The sequence below is a fragment of the Alkalihalobacillus pseudalcaliphilus genome, from assembly GCF_028610675.1.
Classification (GTDB): Bacteria; Bacillota; Bacilli; order Bacillales; family Bacillaceae_D; genus Alkalihalobacillus; species Alkalihalobacillus pseudalcaliphilus.
Genome location: NZ_JAQQWS010000017.1, coordinates 23,662 through 44,606, shown reverse-complemented (window position 1 = coordinate 44,606; position 20,945 = coordinate 23,662). Strand labels below are relative to the sequence as shown.

Here is a 20,945-nt window from a genome sequence, read left to right as displayed (position 1 = left end):
TTTGTTTTATTGCTTTAAGTATCGCAACAAATGTCTAGCCATCATAGTTACATTTGTCATCAAATCTATGTAAATAGATTCTTCATGATCGTTTAAGTAATGAGCCAAGCTGTTCAATCACCTTTTGAAAATTTTGCTTCTGTTCTTCTAAATCGTCCCGAAAAGCTCGAAAAGGATCGCCCTCATACCGCACACGCTCTAGCACCTGTGATAATGTAAAAAATTCCGGAGTTAACTTATCATTCACTTCCTCCCAATATAAAGGGGTTGCGACAAGTCCTCGTTCATGACCACGTGCTGAATAAGGGGCAATCATTGTTTTTCCTTGATCATGCTGCAAATAGTCAATATAAAGGCGCCCATTGCGGTTCTTTTTTAAACGTTCTAACGTAAATAATTCGTCATACTGCTCCACGATATAAGTACTCACAAATTCACAGAACATCCGTGTCTCCTTATATGTAAATGTCTCATCAGGTAATGGTAAATAGATTTGCAAGCCTTTATTGCCCGACGTCTTAACAAAAGATTGTAAACGAAACTGATCAACGATTTGTTTGATTTCCAAAGCGGCTTTTATCGCTAGAGAAAAATGATTTCGATCAGGGGGATCGAGATCAAAAACAATCTCCATAGGATGATGATGCTTCTTCTTCTGAAAAGGGAGATGAAATTCCAAAGCAAGCTGATTGCCAAGCCAAATCAAGGTTTGGCTATCATTACAAACCATATAGTTCACGTCTTCCTCTCGATACGTTTTAATAAAAGCGGGTGCATAATCGGGGCAGTTTTTCTGATAAAAGGCTTCCCCACCTGCACCATGCGGATATCGAATCGTCGTCAGTAATCTGTCCTTTAGAAAAGGGAGCATATAAGGTGCAATCGCTTGCAAATAGTGTAAATAATCACTCTTCTGATAATCAATCCTTGGCCAAATGGGCTTGTCCACACTAGTTATCTCGACCTGCTCAGGGAAAGGTGCCACTTGCACCTTCAAGGCTTGCCAGGTACAGCTTTCTATGTCTTTATCAACAACGAATGAATGAAACATCGGTTCTCGGAGGTATTCTCCATCAAAATGAATACATCCAATTTTGGCACAAATCGATGGCGGCAAGACCCATACCTCTCGCTGAATGAGCTCGCCATTTTTCTCAAAAAGCTGTGCTAACATGTCTTTATCCTGGTCAGACATTCCATGCGTAAAATGAACCACATCGATCAGTGTTTTCCCCTTATAAACAGAGCCTTGAAAGTAACCATTACTTTTCTCATATTTCGTTACAATCACATCGACATAACGATACTGCTTCATTTTTAGCCAATCTTTAGAACGCTGCGCTGTATATGTACTCTTCTTACGTTTAGCGACAACTCCTTCACTGTGGTTTTCTTTCACAATTGCTTCAATCGTTGCTACCTTTTCAAACGACTCAACCACTTGTAAAAACCGAGAGTTTGCCCATTGTTGCTGAAGGGTTTGTAATCCTTTTTTCCTCTCAACCAAAGTCTGCTCTAACAAATTGACTCCTTTAAGCATCAGCAGATCAAAAACCATTAAATTAGTCGGTAATCTCTTTGCATACTTTTCAATTTGGTTCTTCGCCCTCAGCTTACCTCTTCTTTGTACCGTCGCGAAATCACTTTGATATGGATTCAGTAAATAAACAATTTCACCATCTAGGATTAAAGGCAGGTACTTCTTCAATTTCGCTTCTATCTCCAGACATCCTGCTATAATTTCTGGAAAATAATCAGTCAATTCCTTTTGATTTCGACTAAATAAACGCGGTCCGTCTTCATCCCAGTGAAGAAGACAGCGGAACCCATCATATTTAACTTCATATAACCAATTATCGCCTTCTGGAATGTCTACAGCACTCGTAAGTAACATCGGTTTCAATTCATTCACCTCATGATTAGCTTTTACCCCACCTACATAAAATATCAGCTTACGTATCATATTAATGTAAAAGGAAGGTGACATTATGCATACGGTTTGGAAAGGAAGCATTAGCTTTGGTTTAGTTAATATACCAGTCAAGCTACATACAGCCACGGAAAATAAGGATATCCGCTTAAGACAACTTCATAAAAAATGCCATACTCCCATTAATTACCAGAAAGTCTGCCCTGACTGTGAGGAAGAAGTAAAAAATGAAGACATTGTGAAAGCTTATGAATATGCCAAAAATAAGTTTGTTGTATTAGATGCCGAAGATTTAGAGCAGTTAAAGCGTGAGCAGGAAGATAAATCGGTGGAAATTATCGATTTTGTGAAATTAGAAGAAATTGACCCTATTTACTTTGAGAAAAGCTATTTCCTGGCACCAGATACCGGTGGAAATAAAGCATATGGCTTATTAAAAGAGGCTTTAGCTCAATCTGGAAAAATCGGTATTGCTAAAATTATCATTCGGTCCAAAGAGCAATTGGCCATTGTACGCGTCTACCAGCATGGCTTAATGATGGAGACGATTCATTTCCCCGATGAAGTTCGACAAATTGAGGACGTACCGAATTTACCTGAGGATCAAAAGATTGTGAAAAAGGAATTAGATGCGGCCCTCATGTTAATTGACCAACTAACGACCACCTTTGATCCGACACAATACCATGACGAATATCGCAACGCTTTAATGGAATTAATTGAAGAGAAAAAGTCAGGCAAAAAGACGGTTACCTCGACAAATCAAGGAAAGAAAGAATCGAATGTAACAGATATTATGTCAGCCCTTCAAGCGTCTATTGATAAAACCAAAAAGAAAAAAGCACCTGCCAAAAGAAAGGCTACTTCATCAACTAAAACGAAAAAAAATGCATAGTCTTTTTATTAATGACAACTTCCCCCTCTCATCGTCTATTCAAAAAACGCAACCGTGTGAGAGGGGAGAACGTTATCTGTGACATTTGGCTGGAGTGCTCCGAAGTCCTTTGTTTCAACTTTCTTTTTACTGCTGTACGGGGTGAGGTGGAGATGGGTTCGCCGCAATGGCTGCGTGCTTTTCTCCCAGATTGCCTCGTATTTCTATTTGCACAGCATTAACTACTCTTTTTCTATCCCTAGTGCCGCGTATTTTCATTTGCACAGCATTAACTACTCTTTTTCTATCCCTAGTGCCGCGTATTTTCATTTGCACGGCATTGACTACTCTTTTTCTATCCCCAGTGCCGCGTATTTTCATTTGCGCAGCATTGACTACTCTTTTCCCTTCTTCATTGCCGCGTATCTTCTAGCTTCATTTCACTATTCCGAACCCTTTTATATTTACATCGTGATATAGTAACAAGCAGGATTTTATTTATGGCATATCGTAATTTAAATGGGAATAATATTCTAGAAAACTAGTATACAACCACATCACAATGGAAGGTGATTCATTTGCCAAAATTTAATCGTTTTTCTATTGGTTCTTTTATCGTTATAGGGCTATTTGTCGTACTCTTAACTGGATTCATTGCTCTTTTATTTTTTAATGATTCAAGTACCTCTGACCCTAATGATTTGACTGAGTTCATTGATGGACAACTACTAGCGGAAACTCATCATTACAATGAACTTTATGAACAAACCTTTACGTCCTTAAATAACGAAGATTTTGAAGCCGCCTTTGATTATGCCGAACAAGCTTCTGAGGAGTCAAAACGTTTGGAAATCCTTTATGCTAGTTACTCAATTCCATCAGACTTACCCGAACATATTATGTCTTTATTTGAAGCCGCTACTAGTGATTTATCGGTTGCATATGCCGTTAATACTGAAGCTTTTCTATTATTAATGGAATATATAGAAACTCAGGATTCGGTTCTACGTGACCAAGCAGAGGATAAGTTTGCCGAAGCGGAGACGTATATAGAATCTGCTCTTTTCAGATTAGAACGAATAAAAACAGAAAATTAATCTGAATCTTTTAAAATAATAAAAGAAGAGTTTACATCGTAGACTCTTCTGATTCATTTTGAATTTTCTCCTTTTTAAACTAATCATTAACAAAAAGTACCTTGACTCCCTCCACTCTCCGATAGCACATACTCTTTATCTCATTTATACTTAAGAGATTATAAGGTTAAAAGGGTGAAATGTGATGGATAGACAAGAGATGCAAAAGTTACTTCAAAAGGTAATCGTTGAAAATGGAGAAGTTAATGCCAGCGTTCCTTTATTTTTCGATTGGAATGACAAACATCAATTTCAAACAAAAGCCTTTGAGTGGTTTTATTTAAATATCACCTTAATTGCTTCTCTTGAAGATCAGAGCATAGAAGAAGTGACTTTGTCTGAACTTACGAAAATCGACTCCTTCCTAGATATCATGACCTTCTTTAAAGACGAGTGTGAAAAAAAGGATTTTCAAACGTTTACTAAGGTTACTCCTCTTTTTTAATACAGCTTCTATAGGCCATTGTTATGGAAGTTGGTACATCTTATTGGACTATACTTTAACATGTCTCAAATAATTATAAACTTTACTCAGTTGATTTTTCTGTTTACCCTTAGATTTCTCCATGCCACCGAACTCAAAAAACTTAATACATGAGTTATTCTATATCTGACCATTTCTCAACGATTAATTCTTCCACTTTTTCTTCTTCTTCAAAGGTATAAACGCGATTTTGTGTTTGGCGGTCACCTACGAGATCTTGCCCCTCACTGTTTTGTTCACGTTTCGACCAATCGCCACGAGTGAACTTAAATTCGACCATCTCAAAAGCACGACCTTCTATCGTTTTTTCATACGTATCGTCATCTATTTGTTCCATGACCATCTCAGGATCAGCTTCATTCCAATTATTAAATTCACCAACCAAATAAATTTCCTCACCATCTGGCGTAGTTTCTGGTAATGTCACTCTAAATGTGACGGCAAAATCCTCTTCAGGAATCTCCACTTCTACTTCTTCAATCGGGAGCTGCCCAATAGGAGAACGAACGATAATTGTTTCGTATGGGGCTATTTCGATTAATTCTCCATCTTGATAAACATGACCATGAACTAATTCTTCGCTATCATTTAATACGACTTGGACTGTTTTTGCTTCTTTTCGTTGATTATGAATAACGGTTAACTGATAATCTTCATCCCCTTCAACCGTATAGCCATATAATCCGAGGTCTGTACCAATAGCTGTATACGTTCCGGCAAAAAACATCGGATGTGATTGACGGATTTCAATCATTTTTTTGTAATGTTCATACATACTACCTTCTGTGCCTTGCTGCTCTTCTAGTGATGTACCATCATTTGGATGTGTATATTGACTCGGATTAAAGAAATGTTCATCCATCGTTGTCATGCCCGCGCCTTCTGCAGCTGCATACCATTGGAATGGCTCACGACGATTGTCATCTGGGCGTTGTCCCTCTTGACCTAACTCATCTCCATAATAGATAAATGGTGTTCCAGGTAAAGTGAATAAGATACTAGCTGCTAACTTCGCTTGTCCCTCACTTCCAAGCCTTGTATGAACACGATCCATATCGTGGTTACCAATCATCGTTGAATCAATAACTAGAGCATTACCACGAGCTCCTGAGAATCTTTGATAGCGGTCTTTGACATCGTTTAATGCAGATACAATATCGACGTTCATACCATTCGCCATCCCGATAATCTCCTCTGTTAAGACGAAGTTAAAGTTTGATTCTAAAGCACTATAATAATAACTAATATCATCCCAAGCGTGATACCAAGTTTCTCCAACGATAAAAGCTTCAGGATTGACTGATTTTACATGGGTATTAAACTCCCTCCACCATTCGATTGTTTCGTTCCGATCCTCATAAATATCAGCAACAGCATCAATTCGGAATCCATCTACACCTTTTTCTAACCAAAAGCTTGCGATATCTTTCACTTCTTGACGAACTTCAGGATTATCATAGTTTAAATCTGGCATGTCGACATTAAAGTGTCCTGAATAAATTTTTCCCTCAACCTCATGCCAGCCCTGCTCTCCATTTGGTTCTTGACCAGCATAAGACTCATGGTCATCCCAAATATAGTAATCTCGATATTCACTATTTTCATCAGCTATGGCCTCTTGGAACCATGAGTGTTCATCTGATGTATGGTTAACAACAAAATCAATGATCACTTTCATATCACGCTCATGGGCAGCTGAAAGTAAGCTCTCGAATTCTTCCATTGTTCCATACTGCCCTTCGACTTCATAATAATCCATAACATCATAACCATGATAGGATTTCGACTCTTTCATCGGCATTAACCAAAGAGCATTAGCTCCTAATTCTTGAATATAATCTAAATTTTGCTCAATCCCTGCGAAGTCACCGACACCATCACCATCTGCATCATAAAAGCTTCTTACAAAGATTTGATAAAAAATCGACTCTAACGCCCAGTTATATTGCTGATCGATATCTGCAAGATCAACCATCTCATTGCTATCATCAATGACTGTGTCAACTTCTTCTGTATCATCATCCTCAAGCTCTGAATCTGTTTCATCAGCTGGTGAACATGCTGTGATAAAAACAATACTTACTAGTAACACAAGCATGTACTTACTCCATTTTTCTAACATTTTATTTTGCCTCCTAACTGTAAGTATTGTTTTAAATTTCCTCACAGCCTCTCCTATAAGCTGTTCAAACCTCTTTGAAATCAACCCCATTTTTGTGCAATCGCTTTCTCAAGTAAACGCTTTCATTTTAATTATACGTACTATTTCATATCATTGTAAATGTTATTTAATTAAATATTAATCATTCCATAAAATGTCCCTACGTTTGCACAAACTTGCACAATTATTTTTTGATTTTAGTCATTTTCAATTGTTTCTTATTGATGATTTGACCATACATATCAATTTATAATTTATTTTTCTGAATCTATCATTTATTATCGGATTAAGCCGTCTTTTTGAAAGGAGAAAATCACTTACATGAAAATGTCGAGTATCTTTAATCATGGTATGGTTTTACAAAGAGAACAAGTTATTACCTTATCTGGAATAAGCGAGCCACATGAAAAGATTTTCGTTTCTTTTGCCGATATACGTCTGCAAACATTGACTGATGCCACAGGCAATTGGCAAATTAAGCTTGACCCACAGCAAGCTGGTGGACCTTTTTCCATGAATATTCGTACAGAGCATCATGAAGTAAGTTTCTTTGACATTTTAATAGGTGATGTATTTATTCTAGGTGGTCAATCCAACATGGAACTTCCCCTCCGCCGTACTTTAGACTTATTTTCAGAAGATTTAAAAATGATTCACGAACCAAAGATTCGCCAGTTTTCTTATCCAATTACATATCGATTTGACGAACCTGGGCACATCATTGAAGATGGCCATTGGAAATTGGCTCAGCAAGATGATCTTCTAGACTTCAGTGCAGTCGGCTTCTTTTTTGCCAAGAAGTTATACGATCTTTACCAAATACCTATTGGGCTCATTCAAACAGCAGTAGGGGGTACACCTATTGAAGCCTGGCTGCCTGAACAGACACTACGTAAAATTGGTGGGTATCGGTATGAATTAGACCGATGCAAAGAGGATTCCTATATTCAACTTACACAAGAAACAGAAGGAAAACAGCAATTACAATGGTATAAGTACTTGGATAAAAACGATAGAGGAATTAAAGAGAAGTGGTTTAAAACCAAATTCAAAGGAATAGAATCAAGGGCATTTGCCGTTCCTAATACATGGGAAGAGACGGAGCTAGAGCATATAAGAGGTTCGGTTTGGTTTCAGAAAGTATTTAATCTACCTGAAGAACCATTAACTAATGAACTCCTTTTAAAATTAGGTACAATAATTGATGGTGATGAAACGTATCTAAATGGCGTGCTTATTGGTCAGACAAGCTATCGTTACCCTCCTAGAAGGTATAAAATTCCACAAGGTCTTCTCAAAAAAGGGGAAAACCTGCTTACTGTTAGAATTATTAGTACGCATTCTACTGGTGGGTTTATAAAGGGTATGCCTTATATGCTCATACAAAAAGAAATGGTACTCCCTTTGACAGGTGAATGGCAATACCAAATTGGTACTGTTACAGAGGCTGCACCTTCTACTACTTTTTTTCAATATAAACCATCTGGTGTCTACAATGCTATGATCGCTCCACTGCATTCGGTCAACATCAAAGCTATTCTTTGGTATCAAGGTGAATCCAACACAAATAAACCAATCGGTTATCATCAGCTCCTAACAAAGCTTATACAAAATTGGCGTGAACGTTGGAAGCAACCAAACCTACCCTTTATTTTTACTCAACTAGCTAACTTTAATCCAGGTCACAGATATCAAAGTAACAGTGCTTGGGCTCTACTACGTAATGAGCAACGTCTAGCCCTCCGTAACCCAAACACAGCGATGGCAGTCACAATTGATGTTGGTGAAGCTAACGATCTCCATCCACAAAATAAAAAAACGGTCGGTGAGCGTCTGGCCCTATGTGCCCAATTTCTAGCTTATCAAGAGAATAGCATCATTTATAGCGGACCTCTTATCAAAGAAGTACAACGTAAAAATGGTGCTCTACATCTATGGTTTGAGCATATTGCACATGGACTTGTATGTATGGGTGATTCTCTCCAAACATTTATGATTTGTGGGAAGGATGAACATTTTTTACCTGCTAAGGCTTTCATTGATGGCGATTGCGTCGTAGTTTTTCACGAGCATATCCGCCACCCTCTCCATGTTCGTTATGGTTGGAGTGACAATCCTGAAAGTGCAAACCTTTATAATAGTGAAGGACTTCCAGCGTCACCATTTACGACAGAATCCTTATAAATGAAAAAACGTCCTTTTCAAAGCTAGAAAGGACGTTCTCTCCTTTGGTTATTACTTCATAAATTGAAATGTAGCAAAGTCAAATTGACTACCAGGTAAGAAAACAAAGACAAGCTTTTTTTTACCCGTTACTTTCTCGATATCAAATACTTGACCTTCGTACGTATTGGTCCGAGTGAATTCAATAATTTGATTCGTTTGTTGCTCTTCGCCAATTAATTGGATATGAATCGTGTTATTAATGGCTGCACGACCGTTAAGAACGAGCTTTGTCGCTCCATCTTGACCAAAATCGAAATGCTCAAACTCAATGGAGACATTATTGCCGATATCGACAACTTTATCGTTTTTTACAACAAAAGAATCACCATAAATATAATCATGCTCACTTGCGATATTTACTTCAAATGCACGCTCCCTCTTTTTGAAAATAAAGCCTTTCATATGGACTTTTTTATGTAAGACGAAAGAAATCGACGTTAGTCCTTGCAATCTTTTAGAAAGCTGATAGGTTGCTTCTTGATATACATTCCATCTCGATGGTTTTTGATAAATGACATCACCGATTAGTTCACTACTGTCATCACCGGCTATCCCTTCCCAAATTTGAATCTCGTACTCTTCATTAGTCAAAGCAAATATCGGTAAGGTAATTTCGTCTGATCCAACTAATCCAAAATCAATATCATGAAAACCTATAATCGTCTCCCCGTCACGACTTGTCGCTACGCCTCTTTCATTTCCATTCGTTAGATTACCTTTGCTAAAGTCATAAAGCCCTGCTGAAACCATTTCATAAGGATTTTTAAAAATCATACCAAGACCGTTAACGGTAAATTCAAGCTCCGAAATGATTTTAATCTTATCTGTTCCATTTTTACTCGTACAACGAAGCCGGAAATCGCCATCACCTTTGGCAATTAGCTTAATATTTGTACCATCTCCTTCAATTTGAGCACAGTTGGACAGTATACCACCATCATGTACAACACTCCACTCCACATCTTGATAGGTTGTATTTTCTGGATGCAGAGCAGCTTTAACCTGTAACGTTGAATTTTCTGCTGTTAGTAATTGCCCTGAATGACTAACAATCTCAAGTTTACGAACAGGAATTTCCATTTCTTTTCCCATCACAACCGCACTATGTTGATTAGCATCTGGTACGGAAAGACCTATTAATGATTCTCTTTTTTGTTTTTCTGTTTGTACTACTAGTGTTTCTGTTTTCATTCCCGGAGACGCGACGGCGATTTCAATCGTTCCTGCTTCAAAAGTTGGGGCTATGATAGCCATCAGTTTCCCGCTAAAGAGACGTCGACTTTTCCCTTTATACTGGTCATAATCAGTACTATCACCATTATCTAAACCAACTAAGTGGCCGACCCCTGATACTTCGACAACCACACGATTATTAGCATTTTCAACCGAATAACCTTCGCGATCAGACATCGTAATTTCCACAAATAACAAATCATAACCATTTGCTTTTAATACGAATTGATCGGTCTTTAATTCGATTTTACTAGCATCACCAAAAGAATGACGTCGCTTGGTCGCAATGACCTTCCCTTGATCATTATAAGCGACGGCCTTTAACTCCCCTTTTTCATAAGGCAGTTTCCAATGTCCGACAAGCTCCGATTTTTGGTTTCTGTCAATAGTATGAGAACCTTTTGATTTTCCATTTAGAAATAACTCAACCTTTGGTGCATTTGAGCAAATACGGACGTCAATCATTTGGTCGTTATTAAAATCCCAATAAGGGAAAAGGTGAACCATCGGCTGCAGCTGATAATTAGTCCAAGCAGCCTGGTAAATATAATAAGCGTCTTTCTTAAAAGTGGCCGTATCTATTTGTCCAAAATAAGAGTTCTTTGTATGATACGGGGTAGGCTCACCTATATAATCAAAACCAGTCCATATAAATTGACCAAGTGAATAAGGTGCTTCTCTTTCTGCCATGATGCAAAATTCAACTGATTCAGCTCCCCAACTCGTTGAACTATTTCCTAAAGCCGAGCATTGCTCATCATCGTCGGCCAGAATTGATTGTTCCAATGGAAAATGATAAATCCCACGGCTTTGTACAATAGATGATGTCTCACTACCATAAATCACCCAATCAGGATGTTCCGTGTGGTGATTGTGATAATATTTCTCCGCATAGTTATAGCCAACTACTTTGACGAGATCGGCACATTTTTGGGCATTTTCCCACGGCATATAATTCGACCCTATCGTCACATATCCATTGCCCTTTGGATCATACTTACGCACTTCATCTAGTAGTATTTGAGTAAGCTCTGCTCCTCGTTCACCTGCATGTGTATCATAAATTTCGTTACCAATACTCCACATCATGAGACTCGGATGATTCCTGTCACGTAATACCCAGCTTTTCACATCAGCTTGATACCAATTGAGAAAGAACCTCCCATAATCATATTTGGTTTTTGTTTGCTCCCACATATCAAAGGCTTCTGATACAATTAGAAAACCCATTTCATCTGCGAGCTCCATTAAATCTTTAGCAGGCATATTATGAGCCGTACGAATCGCATTGACACCCATTTCTTTTAAAATATCTAACCTTCTTTTTAAGGCAACGCGATTAAAAGCGGCTCCTAATGCACCTAGATCATGATGTTCACAAACACCATGTAACTTCATTTTTTCTCCATTCAAATAGAAACCCTTTTGTGGGTCTAATAGAATCTTTCTAAATCCAATTTGTTGAACGACCGTATCGTAAACTTGTTTATCTTTATTAATTAACAGTGTTTGAAGCTGATATAAATTGGGTGTTTCTGGACTCCAGCGTTTCGGTGAGCGTAGCTTTAGCTTCTGTGTATTTTTATGAGCCGCTACTTGTGCCCTTGTCATAAATTCACGTGTACTTGCGATCACTTCGTCGTTATTTATCAACTCGTGAACTAATTCAAAATCTTCTTCTATCCAAATATCAGTATCAATTTCAACTTGCCATTCTTCCTCTTCACCTTCAGATATCGTTACATAGACACCGTCTGTTTCAATATAATTTTGAGCTCGATATTTTAACCAGACATTACGGTAAATACCGGCACCAGAATACCATCTACTATTTGGGGCTTCGAAATGGACCTTGACGATGATTTCATTCGCTCCATCTTGCAAATACTCGGTAATCTCATGTTCAAAGGAAGAATAACCGTATTTCCATTCACCGACATAATCATTATTAACATAAACGGTCGAATCCATATAAACGCCACCGAAATATAGAAGCACTGCTTGCTTATCTACTGACGTATAATTGAATATCTTTCGGTACCAACCTTTTGAATCCTCATATAATTGTAACGTATTATAGATTTGCCAATCATGAGGAATAGCAACCTTCTCAAAAGATAACATCTCCATATCATTTTCTTCTAAAGTACTCTTGGCAAATTCCCAACCATCATTAAATAGCTGCGTATGATTCATCTGATCAACTCCATTTCAATGGTTCTTATCTTTGAATCTTCCTTTATGTACAAACTATCTCTTAGGCTGCTCCTTTCATACCCCTATACATTCGAGAAAAATGGTTGCATCCCTTTCTAATCTTAAAAACATGAGTAATCTAATACAATAACATGTGCATATAATACACTCACTAAATTATTATTAAATCACTTTTCAATAGTCACTATGTGTATTTTCTTGATACTGTTTAGACTTATAAAATTAATTAAAACCCTTCATCATCCTCTATCAATATATCTTTTGCTTCTCTAATACCTAGTCTTTTTAAGGTCGTGTTCAATAATTGAAAGCAACAAGTAGTAAATAAGATATTCGCACAAGAGAAAGGCACAGTTTTTTCATATAATAAGTAGAAAATTAAAAAATCAGAAAGGAGGTATTTTTTATGGCTACAGTATCAACTTTTACACAACTTCAAGCAGCTGTAGCTGCTCAAGATCCTACTATTATGATTGATGCTGATATTGCATTTCCTGCGACAATATCAATTAACTATACCACGGTCATAAGTGGTAGTAGCCAAGCCATTACGTTAACTCGGACTGCTGTGTTTACAGGCTCATTATTTACCATCCAGTCTGCTGGAGTTGTCACACTTAATAACCTAACAATGGACGGAGAAGAAGTAACTGCCAGTCCACTGATTTTCTCAAATGGAAACCTCACGATTACTCATGCATTACTACAAAATAATCATTCTTCGTCCGTAGGTAGTGCTGTTTTTGCAAACATTGGGGCTAGTTTGACTTGTTCAAATACAGTATTTACGGCGAATACAACAACGACTGAAGGTGGGGCCACTTTTTCAAATGTCAATACGACAACGTCTTTTACCAATTGTATTTTCACGGATAATACCGCTAATGAAGGTGGGGCGGTGTACGTGAATGTTGGTGGTACTTTAACGACCACCAACTGTCAATATACTAGTAATATGGCTATACTAAATGGGGGTGGTGTCTTTCTTAATACCAATTCATCAGGAAGTATTACCGGTTGTACCTTTTCCGATAACACGGTTACAAATGGTTTTGGTGGAGGGCTCTTTTCAAATAATACTGTTACAACAACGGTAAGTAACTCAACATTTACTGGAAATAACTGTACAGTTGATGGAGGAGGGGCTTTTCTTAATGGCGGAGGCAGTGCAACACTCGATAATACCGACTTTCAATCTAATTCTAGCGGAAGGGATGGAGGCGGACTGTATTTAAATGAGTTAGTAGGAACAACTCTCATCTCTTCTTGTTCATTTATTGGCAATGTATCAGGTAATGGTGGAGGTTTGTTTATTAATCGATGTGATGCAACATTTGAAGATTCATCCTTTATCCGTAATTCTAGTAATCAAGCAGCGGGTGGGCTATTTATTAATGATTTTTCTAATGTATCTGTGACTGCCAGTGCTTTTCAAGAAAATCAATCTGGTCCTGCTGGTGGGGGTGCTATATTTCAGAACTCTAACTCTGTGGCCGACTACACAAATTCGACCTTTGAACATAATTCCACTACTGGTGGAGGGGGAGCTACTTTTGTAAATGCTAACTCTACTTCAAATAGCATATCCTCTAATTTTATTCAGAATACATCTTCGGTAGGAGGAGCCATTTTTATAAATAATAACTCTACCTTAAATTCTTCTGGTAATACGCAATTTATTGGCAATTCAAGTAGAGAGGACGCCGGTGCGGTACAAGTAAATCCGACAGCGACGTTTAATGTAGAAGACACCATTTTTTCAAACAACTCTTCTGGTCAAATAGGTGGTGCTATTAATAACCTAGGTACGTTAAACCTTTCGGAAACCACAACAATTGGCGTACCAATTACAAATACAGCAGACGTGGCACCAGGTATATTTAATGGAGGGGTGTTAAATGTGGAAGATATAGCTACGGTTCCTAACGGGGTCTTTATCCCTAGTCGTGATAACGTTGTCCAAATTACGGGACCCTTATTACCTGGATCAATTATTCAACTTGATTTAACCCCCTATGTGTTTCCTGATCCTGCAAACAGCCCCATTGTTGTAGGGATACCAACCACTTCTTATCCGATTTTGACAGAAGAAGATGCGAGTCGCTTCCTCAAACCACCTCTTAGGTTCGAGGGCTGGGTGGTGGAGCTTTTAAATAATCAAGTGGTACTCATCTACCGCCCAATGCCGATACCACCTCAACCGCCAATACCACCAGACCCACCTATTATTCTACTGCCGTTCTTACTACCACCAGGAACTAGATTAAACAAGTGCCAATTGGAAAGAATTATGCAAACTATACGGAAAAATCGTCTTTAGAGCTTTATAACTGGCCTAACTGTAATACGAACATTAACAATAAAATCATAAGCTCATTCAACCTATAAGTCCTCTAATCATTAAAAAGGCATGTAAGAGAATTCGCTCTAACATGCCTTTTAGCAGTTAATTAGTTAACATCATTAACGTATGGTAATAAAGCGATTTGACGAGAGTATCAAGGGATTACACTTATATAAAGCCCCGATCGTTTAAGTACATTCTTTCACAAAGTAATCTTCCTTAAAAATAATTAATTTTATTCTTTGTAGGAATATTGTTCCATTAATTTCTTAATGAAGATGGCCATTAATCATTTTTGTAGCTTCTTTTCCAAACAGTACTTTCTTTGGATTTAAAACGATTAGCATAATTGCCACTACAAAATATAAGATAGCATAGTATTTTAAAAGTTCTATGACATTTCCATTAATAATAACCATAAGAAAATTAAATAATTGATGTATTATAATTGGGATAAGTAAATTCTTATTTAAATTATAAAATGCTGTAATGATAATACTAATCGATATAATTGCAATCATAAAAAATACGATATATTCTATTAGAGTGACACCTATAAATCCTGTAGTAAACCAGACTGGTAAATGCCATATCCCCCACCAAAAACCTAGTGTTACTGATGCTCTCAAAGGCGAATACTTCTTTTGAAGTTCATTTAGGGCAAATCCTCTCCAACCTAATTCTTCACCTAACGGACCTGCAAATAAGGTTGTAAAAAATAAATATAGAAGCATTCCAAATGATGAAATGGTCAAACTAGAGCTTGTACCATCGTTTTTAGATGTGATTATAACTAGTACTACTATAGCTAGTAGAACTTGTATACAAACAACTACGGTTACTATGGAAAAATTAAGTCGATTTTTAAAACGCTCTTTTACATAAGTAGTAAAGCTTTGTCCTGGATATATTTTTCTGAATAGTAAAATAAACGCAAAAGTTGAAGACCACGACGCTATACACAACATAATATCAAATACTATTTTTGGAAGTCCTAACATTAGAGTGGTTCCCACTAATAAAAAAAGTGGCCAAAAAATTAGATTTGTTAGAATAATAAAACTTACTATTGGTCTTTTTAATTCGCTTTCTTTTCTCATCAACAATCCTCATTTTAAAATAATATTTAACAACTACACTATAAGTTTAATAGTTGTTATAAAATGAGTTTAAACCTATGAGTAAGTCCCAGGTCAATAAAATTTAATTATTTTATAGGTGCATAAATTTCTAAAAATACACGTTCAAGCCCATCTTCATAAGTGGTAAGTAATATATTTATATAAACTAGTCCCAATAGTTCATACCCATTTTCTATCACTACTTTTCTTAAATTAGCTTCCACGTTATGATCAATGTTTTTTCCACCAGTTGACCATCTTCCATCTTCGATAACTGTATATATACATTTTGGATGATATATTATTTCACCTTCAATTTCTTTATCAATGTCTTCTACATTTCTTACAATTATAAACTTATCTTCTTTAAATCCTTTTTCATTGAAACTTATGACTCTTCTTAAAGATGTTAGAGTCACCGCTTTTTTTAAGCTGTCTGTGTTCTTTTTTAAAGAATCATATTTCTCATACTTAGTAAAATGCTCTATTTCCCCTTTTATTTCGAGAGAATTCATTTCTTTTATTGTGTATTCCCCTAAGTATTTATTAATCTTTTCGCAATCTTCTTTTACTATCTGAAGTTTTTTTAAAAGAAGCTTTTTATATTCAATTTCATCTAAAATATCTTGTTCTTTCTCTTCTAATAATGATAGGATTCCCTCTACACTCTTACTTTTTCTCAATTCCTGGATTTTTTTAATTTCAATATCCATATCTCTATAGAAATTTACTGTTGTTATATCATATATATCAAAATGATTATATTTTCTATACCCATTCTCAATATTTTGCTTAGGCTTTACTAATTCCTTTTCTTCATAAAACTTTAATGTGTCTCTAGATACATTTAAAAATTTGGCTACTTGTCCAATTGTGTACATTATTCTCTCCTTTACCATTTCTACATATTCTTTATGTTTTTATATTTCAGTATGCCGAAAAAAATAATATAGACTTTATTATAATAGTTAAGTTAAGTATCAATGATAAATAATTTCATAAGAACCCTCGTAGTTAATTCTTCTAAAACCATTTCAACTATTAGACACGCATTCTATCACTAATGATGGTTTTCTTCTTGAAATATCCTGCCCCTTTACTTCTATAAGAAAAAGAGCTTCCCTTAATTGAGAAAGTCTCCATTAGCTACAATTTTTCTTATATTAATTATCCTCGTCCCCTTCATTTAGAACTTACTTAGTATATTTTCGAGATTTAGTTTATAATCCCTTTATTCAACATGACTACTATTTCCTTTTCTTTTTCCTCTTTAACACGTGTCCTTATACCTAAAGAAAGTACCTCGACAATATACGTTTACTCACCTAACCACTTCACACTAAATAAAAAAAGACATGTTAGGTTTAACCCTAACATGCCTTAGTTGCTAATTAGTTAACATCATTCACATACGGTAATAAAGCGATTTGACGAGAACGCTTGATTGCAGCAGTTAATTGACGTTGATATTTAGCTGAAGTTCCAGTTACACGACGAGGTAAGATTTTACCACGCTCAGAAATGAAACGTTTTAAAAGATCCGTATCTTTGTAATCGATGTGTGTAATTTTGTTTACAGTGAAGAAACAAACCTTACGACGTTTTGGACGACCACGACGAGCCATGTTGCAGCACTCCTTTCAATTTAAATAATTTATATACGTTCTGCTATATTTCATCTTGAGAAGTACGGTTTAGAAAGGTAAATCGTCATCTGAAATATCAATTGGTTTACCATCGTTTGCAAATGGGTCATCATTGAAGCTATTGGACTGACGGTTAGGCTGTTGTTGATTTCCTTGTCTTGCGAAATCATTTCCGCCTCCACCAGCTGGAGCTCCTCCGTAGAAGTCATTCTGCCCTTGGTTACCACCTTGGTTTGAACCACGCGGCTCTAAGAACTGAACGCTTTCGGCAACAATCTCTGTTATAAAAACACGACGACCTTCATTATTATCGTAGCTACGTGTTTGGACACGACCATCCACACCTGCTAAGCTACCTTTTTTTAAATAGTTCGCCACATTCTCAGCTTGTTTGCGCCAAATGACACAATTGATGAAGTCAGCTTCACGATCACCTTGCTGATTGGAAAACGGACGGTTTACCGCTAAGGTAAAGTTCGCTACCGCTACTCCATTTGGTGTATAACGTAATTCTGGATCACGTGTTAAGCGACCAACTAATACGACACGGTTTAGCATCCGTACCCCTCCCTAAAAATCTATTACTGTTCGTCTTTAGTCACAAGTACACGAATAATGTTCTCGTTGATTTTCACAAGACGGTTAAATTCGTTAATTGCATCAGAGTTAGCTGTTACGTTTAATAACACGTAGAAACCTTCACGGAAATCATTGATTTCATACGCTAAACGACGCTTACCCATCTCCTCAACCTTATCAAGCTCAGCACCATTTGTAGTTAAAACGCCATTAAAACGTTCGATTAACTCTTTAGTAGCTGATTCTTCTAGGTTTGGAGCGATAATGTACATGATTTCATACTTACGCATTCCATTCACCTCCTTTTGGTCTAAACGGCCCCTACACGGAGCAAGGAGCAAAAAATTACTCTCTTGAGTCATTTTACTCGCATTATTAGATTATATCAGAAACGCTTGTCCTAAGCAAGGCATTTGCAGTTATTGTCAATACGTATTAAACATTAAATCTAAAATGAATGACATCTCCATCTTGGACAATATACTCTTTACCTTCAAGTCGAACTTTTCCTTTTTCTTTTGCCACTGTCATCGAACCTGCTTCGATTAAATCATCATAAGAAACAATTTCTGCACGAATGAAACCACGCTCAAAATCTGTATGGATGATACCAGCGGCTTGAGGTGCTTTTGTCCCTTTACGGAATGTCCACGCACGAACTTCTTGTACACCTGCCGTAAAATAAGTTTGTAACCCTAAAAGTTGGTAAGCGGCGCGGATAAGCTGGTCTAATCCAGATTCTTCAATCCCTAACTCCTCAAGGAACATTTGCTTTTCATCACCATCAAGCTCAGCAATTTCAGACTCAATTTTGGCACAAACAACAATTACTTCACTGTTTTCAGAGCTAGCAAATTCCTTCACTTTTTGCACATACTCATTATCATCTTCACCAAGTAAATCTTCTTCACTTACGTTTGCTACATAAAGGACCGGTTTACTTGTTAATAGGTGAAGCTGCTTAACAATTTTTTGTTGCTCCTCCGTAAATTCAACACTACGAGCAGGCTTTTCCTCTTCAAACGTATGTTGTAGGATTTCTAGTACTTCAAGCTCTGCTACAGCTTCTTTATCCTTTGTTTTTGCCAACTTTGCAACGCGGGCAATTCTTTTTTCAATACTTTCTAAATCAGCTAAAATTAATTCTAGGTTAATAACTTCAATATCACGAATAGGATTAACACTACCAGAAACATGCGTAATATTATCATCAGCAAAACAACGTACAACATGAGAAATCGCATCAACTTGGCGAATATGAGATAAGAACTTATTTCCTAATCCCTCACCTTTACTTGCTCCTTCAACAATACCAGCGATATCAGTGAATTCAAAAGCTGTTGGTACCGTCTTTTTCGGGTCTACAAGTTCCGTTAATTTTTGTAAACGATGATCAGGAACTTCTACAATTCCTACGTTCGGATCAATCGTACAGAATGGATAGTTAGCAGATTCAGCTCCAGCTTGTGTTATTGCATTAAATAGTGTCGACTTCCCTACGTTAGGTAAACCGACAATCCCAGTTGTTAAAGCCATAGACCATTCACTTCCTTTTATCAAAATATTAATTTATCAACATACGCCTATAAGTCCTCTCAATTATAGAAATAAGCTCATACAAAAACAAGACAGATTGGAGGAGACGCCCCATTCTGTCAATGTATCGTCTTAATTCTAAGCTTCAAGAACCTTCTTCAGCTTTTTCGTAAATTCTTTTCGAGGTAGCATCACGCTATGCTGACATCCAAGGCATTTTATCCGAACATCCATACCCATTCGAATAATCTTCCACCGATTTTCACCACATGGATGCTGCTTTTTCATTTCAACAACATCATGAAGAGCAAACTCCTTCTCAGCCAACTGCTTCGCCCCTTTCAACTCAATCTATATCCATTATACACGATTGTCCAAAGGAGTGAAACTTTAGAATTATTCTATTTTAGGTCGAATCGCTTTATGATGTAAGATAGGATATAACATAATGGATGAGAATAAGTATAAATTTAATACGCCATATAAAGGATATAAGAAACTAATTAAATTGGAAAAACCAAACATTGTTAAAGGAGCCATAATGGCTACAAGCATCAAAGCAAGTACCCACGCTGGTGCTTGAATATATTCACGTATTCTCGAAATGAGTCCAAAAACACCTGAAGCTGCTGTCGTATAAATAGCCACCCATAATATCCCTGACATGACAAGCACCATATAATACGGGTAATGCTGCAAAATCGCAAAAAGTGGTATTTCATACACAACTAATTCACTAGCCACTTCAATGAGTGAGCTATTATATAAAAAGGTTAGCCCTCCAAGTATGGTACCACTACCAACGGCAGCAATCACGATTTCCCCTTTGCCTTTTATTTTTTGTCCAATCGCTCCTAAAACCGATATGAGCGGTAAAATATTTAAGGCAGTAAAAGTAAGAGCTGTTGGCCAATTACCTTGTTTCTCCTCCCAAAATGTTAAGGGAAAGCCATGTAATGATTGAAAAGCAAACAACACAGAAACGAGGGCAAAAATAAGAATAGGTGTAATCACTGTATGGATTGTTGTAATCCCATCGGTATCCCAAATAAATAAAACAACAACAAATGCTGCTACAATAACTACACCGGCCCAAAATGGAAAATGGACAACTTCTAATGTAGCTCCCCCACCAGCAAGCATAATAACCGTTGTTGTGAATAAGTAAAGAATTATCATCACATCATAGAGCTTTGATATTCTCTTTCCCATAAGAATATGTAAAACAGGTAGATAATGAGCTGATTGATGTTTATAGCTAATATGCATGACGACATAACTGCAAATAATAAATAAGATCATAAATAAAAAAATGGCTAGTCCACTTTCAGAGCCAAAAAATTCCCAAATTTCTCTTCCAGAAGCATAGCCAGCACCAATCATCGTCCCAACTATTAAGAACATCCACATAAGCCCATTTCGTACCATATCTATGGCTCCCTTCAACATCGTTATCTT

At 36.9% G+C, this 20,945-nt stretch carries 17 protein-coding genes; 5 read left to right on the top strand and 12 right to left on the bottom strand.

Going from position 1 to position 20,945, the window contains the following annotated elements:
- Positions 1–82: 82 nt before the first annotated feature.
- Positions 83–1,894 carry a DNA ligase D gene (locus tag PQ479_RS20205; RefSeq protein WP_273717180.1) on the bottom strand — a complete coding sequence of 604 codons (1,812 nt, stop codon included), beginning with the start codon at positions 1,892–1,894 and terminating at the stop codon, positions 83–85.
- 94 nt (positions 1,895–1,988) lie between these two features.
- On the opposite strand from PQ479_RS20205, the gene ku reads away from it, so the two are divergent.
- Entirely contained in the window at positions 1,989–2,825 is an 837-nt protein-coding gene (ku, locus tag PQ479_RS20200; protein WP_047986631.1) for a non-homologous end joining protein Ku, read from the top strand.
- A gap of 126 nt (positions 2,826–2,951) precedes the next feature.
- On the opposite strand, the gene PQ479_RS20195 is transcribed toward ku, so the two are convergent.
- Complete coding sequence (locus PQ479_RS20195) at positions 2,952–3,140, bottom strand: hypothetical protein (RefSeq protein WP_273717178.1); 189 nt, start codon at positions 3,138–3,140, stop codon at positions 2,952–2,954.
- Positions 3,141–3,382: 242 nt separating this feature from the next.
- On the opposite strand from PQ479_RS20195, the gene PQ479_RS20190 reads away from it, so the two are divergent.
- Both PQ479_RS20190 and PQ479_RS20185 read left to right on the top strand, forming a co-directional pair.
- Positions 3,383–3,901 carry a hypothetical protein gene (locus tag PQ479_RS20190; protein WP_047986629.1) on the top strand — a complete coding sequence of 173 codons (519 nt, stop codon included), beginning with the start codon at positions 3,383–3,385 and terminating at the stop codon, positions 3,899–3,901.
- A gap of 184 nt (positions 3,902–4,085) precedes the next feature.
- A complete protein-coding gene (locus PQ479_RS20185; protein WP_047986628.1) occupies positions 4,086–4,385 on the top strand; it encodes a hypothetical protein in 300 nt (99 codons plus the stop codon).
- 154 nt (positions 4,386–4,539) lie between these two features.
- On the opposite strand, the gene PQ479_RS20180 is transcribed toward PQ479_RS20185, so the two are convergent.
- Positions 4,540–6,546: an alpha-amylase family glycosyl hydrolase gene (locus tag PQ479_RS20180; protein ID WP_053070242.1), complete on the bottom strand. Its 2,007-nt coding sequence runs from the start codon at positions 6,544–6,546 to the stop codon at positions 4,540–4,542.
- Between the two features lie 360 nt (positions 6,547–6,906).
- Between PQ479_RS20180 and PQ479_RS20175 the strand changes: the two genes are divergently transcribed.
- Entirely contained in the window at positions 6,907–8,769 is a 1,863-nt protein-coding gene (locus PQ479_RS20175; protein WP_047986627.1) for a sialate O-acetylesterase, read from the top strand.
- A gap of 51 nt (positions 8,770–8,820) precedes the next feature.
- On the opposite strand, the gene PQ479_RS20170 is transcribed toward PQ479_RS20175, so the two are convergent.
- Positions 8,821–12,240 carry a glycoside hydrolase family 2 TIM barrel-domain containing protein gene (locus PQ479_RS20170; protein WP_047986626.1) on the bottom strand — a complete coding sequence of 1,140 codons (3,420 nt, stop codon included), beginning with the start codon at positions 12,238–12,240 and terminating at the stop codon, positions 8,821–8,823.
- Between the two features lie 427 nt (positions 12,241–12,667).
- Here PQ479_RS20170 and PQ479_RS20165 point away from each other — a divergent pair, with 427 nt between their 5' ends.
- Positions 12,668–14,581, top strand: a complete 1,914-nt coding sequence (locus tag PQ479_RS20165) for a right-handed parallel beta-helix repeat-containing protein (protein ID WP_047986625.1) — start codon at positions 12,668–12,670, stop codon at positions 14,579–14,581.
- A 293-nt stretch (positions 14,582–14,874) separates the two neighbouring features.
- On the opposite strand, the gene PQ479_RS20160 is transcribed toward PQ479_RS20165, so the two are convergent.
- The 8 genes from PQ479_RS20160 to PQ479_RS20125 form a co-directional block, all read right to left on the bottom strand.
- Positions 14,875–15,705 carry a CPBP family intramembrane glutamic endopeptidase gene (locus tag PQ479_RS20160; RefSeq protein ID WP_047986624.1) on the bottom strand — a complete coding sequence of 277 codons (831 nt, stop codon included), beginning with the start codon at positions 15,703–15,705 and terminating at the stop codon, positions 14,875–14,877.
- A gap of 107 nt (positions 15,706–15,812) precedes the next feature.
- A complete protein-coding gene (locus tag PQ479_RS20155) occupies positions 15,813–16,607 on the bottom strand; it encodes a MerR family transcriptional regulator (RefSeq protein ID WP_047986623.1) in 795 nt (264 codons plus the stop codon).
- Positions 16,608–17,117: 510 nt separating this feature from the next.
- Complete coding sequence (gene rpsR, locus PQ479_RS20150; RefSeq protein WP_003323774.1) at positions 17,118–17,351, bottom strand: 30S ribosomal protein S18; 234 nt, start codon at positions 17,349–17,351, stop codon at positions 17,118–17,120.
- Between the two features lie 69 nt (positions 17,352–17,420).
- Positions 17,421–17,930, bottom strand: a complete 510-nt coding sequence (gene ssb, locus PQ479_RS20145; protein ID WP_047986622.1) for a single-stranded DNA-binding protein — start codon at positions 17,928–17,930, stop codon at positions 17,421–17,423.
- A 23-nt stretch (positions 17,931–17,953) separates the two neighbouring features.
- The gene (rpsF, locus tag PQ479_RS20140; RefSeq protein WP_047986621.1) at positions 17,954–18,241 is read right to left on the bottom strand and encodes a 30S ribosomal protein S6; all 288 of its coding nucleotides are present in this window, start codon (positions 18,239–18,241) and stop codon (positions 17,954–17,956) included.
- Between the two features lie 145 nt (positions 18,242–18,386).
- Positions 18,387–19,487, bottom strand: coding sequence for a redox-regulated ATPase YchF (gene ychF, locus PQ479_RS20135; protein ID WP_047986620.1), 1,101 nt, complete (start codon positions 19,485–19,487; stop codon positions 18,387–18,389).
- Between the two features lie 138 nt (positions 19,488–19,625).
- Positions 19,626–19,814 carry a DUF951 domain-containing protein gene (locus tag PQ479_RS20130; RefSeq protein ID WP_047986619.1) on the bottom strand — a complete coding sequence of 63 codons (189 nt, stop codon included), beginning with the start codon at positions 19,812–19,814 and terminating at the stop codon, positions 19,626–19,628.
- A gap of 69 nt (positions 19,815–19,883) precedes the next feature.
- Positions 19,884–20,915 (bottom strand): YkvI family membrane protein, encoded by a 1,032-nt coding sequence (locus PQ479_RS20125; protein ID WP_047986618.1) that lies wholly within the window; start codon positions 20,913–20,915, stop codon positions 19,884–19,886.
- Between the last annotated feature and the right edge of the window lie 30 nt (positions 20,916–20,945).

Bases quoted from the DNA above. Each gene is read 5' to 3' on its own strand.
- PQ479_RS20205 (WP_273717180.1), bottom strand. From the start codon at position 1,894: ATGTTACTTACGAGTGCTGTAGACATTCCAGAAGGCGATAATTGGTTA.
- ku (WP_047986631.1), top strand. From the start codon at position 1,989: ATGCATACGGTTTGGAAAGGAAGCATTAGCTTTGGTTTAGTTAATATA.
- PQ479_RS20185 (WP_047986628.1), top strand. From the start codon at position 4,086: ATGGATAGACAAGAGATGCAAAAGTTACTTCAAAAGGTAATCGTTGAA.
- PQ479_RS20180 (WP_053070242.1), bottom strand. From the start codon at position 6,546: ATGTTAGAAAAATGGAGTAAGTACATGCTTGTGTTACTAGTAAGTATT.
- PQ479_RS20175 (WP_047986627.1), top strand. From the start codon at position 6,907: ATGAAAATGTCGAGTATCTTTAATCATGGTATGGTTTTACAAAGAGAA.
- PQ479_RS20170 (WP_047986626.1), bottom strand. From the start codon at position 12,240: ATGAATCATACGCAGCTATTTAATGATGGTTGGGAATTTGCCAAGAGT.
- PQ479_RS20165 (WP_047986625.1), top strand. From the start codon at position 12,668: ATGGCTACAGTATCAACTTTTACACAACTTCAAGCAGCTGTAGCTGCT.
- PQ479_RS20160 (WP_047986624.1), bottom strand. From the start codon at position 15,705: ATGAGAAAAGAAAGCGAATTAAAAAGACCAATAGTAAGTTTTATTATT.
- PQ479_RS20155 (WP_047986623.1), bottom strand. From the start codon at position 16,607: ATGTACACAATTGGACAAGTAGCCAAATTTTTAAATGTATCTAGAGAC.
- rpsR (WP_003323774.1), bottom strand. From the start codon at position 17,351: ATGGCTCGTCGTGGTCGTCCAAAACGTCGTAAGGTTTGTTTCTTCACT.
- ssb (WP_047986622.1), bottom strand. From the start codon at position 17,930: ATGCTAAACCGTGTCGTATTAGTTGGTCGCTTAACACGTGATCCAGAA.
- rpsF (WP_047986621.1), bottom strand. From the start codon at position 18,241: ATGCGTAAGTATGAAATCATGTACATTATCGCTCCAAACCTAGAAGAA.
- ychF (WP_047986620.1), bottom strand. From the start codon at position 19,487: ATGGCTTTAACAACTGGGATTGTCGGTTTACCTAACGTAGGGAAGTCG.
- PQ479_RS20125 (WP_047986618.1), bottom strand. From the start codon at position 20,915: ATGGTACGAAATGGGCTTATGTGGATGTTCTTAATAGTTGGGACGATG.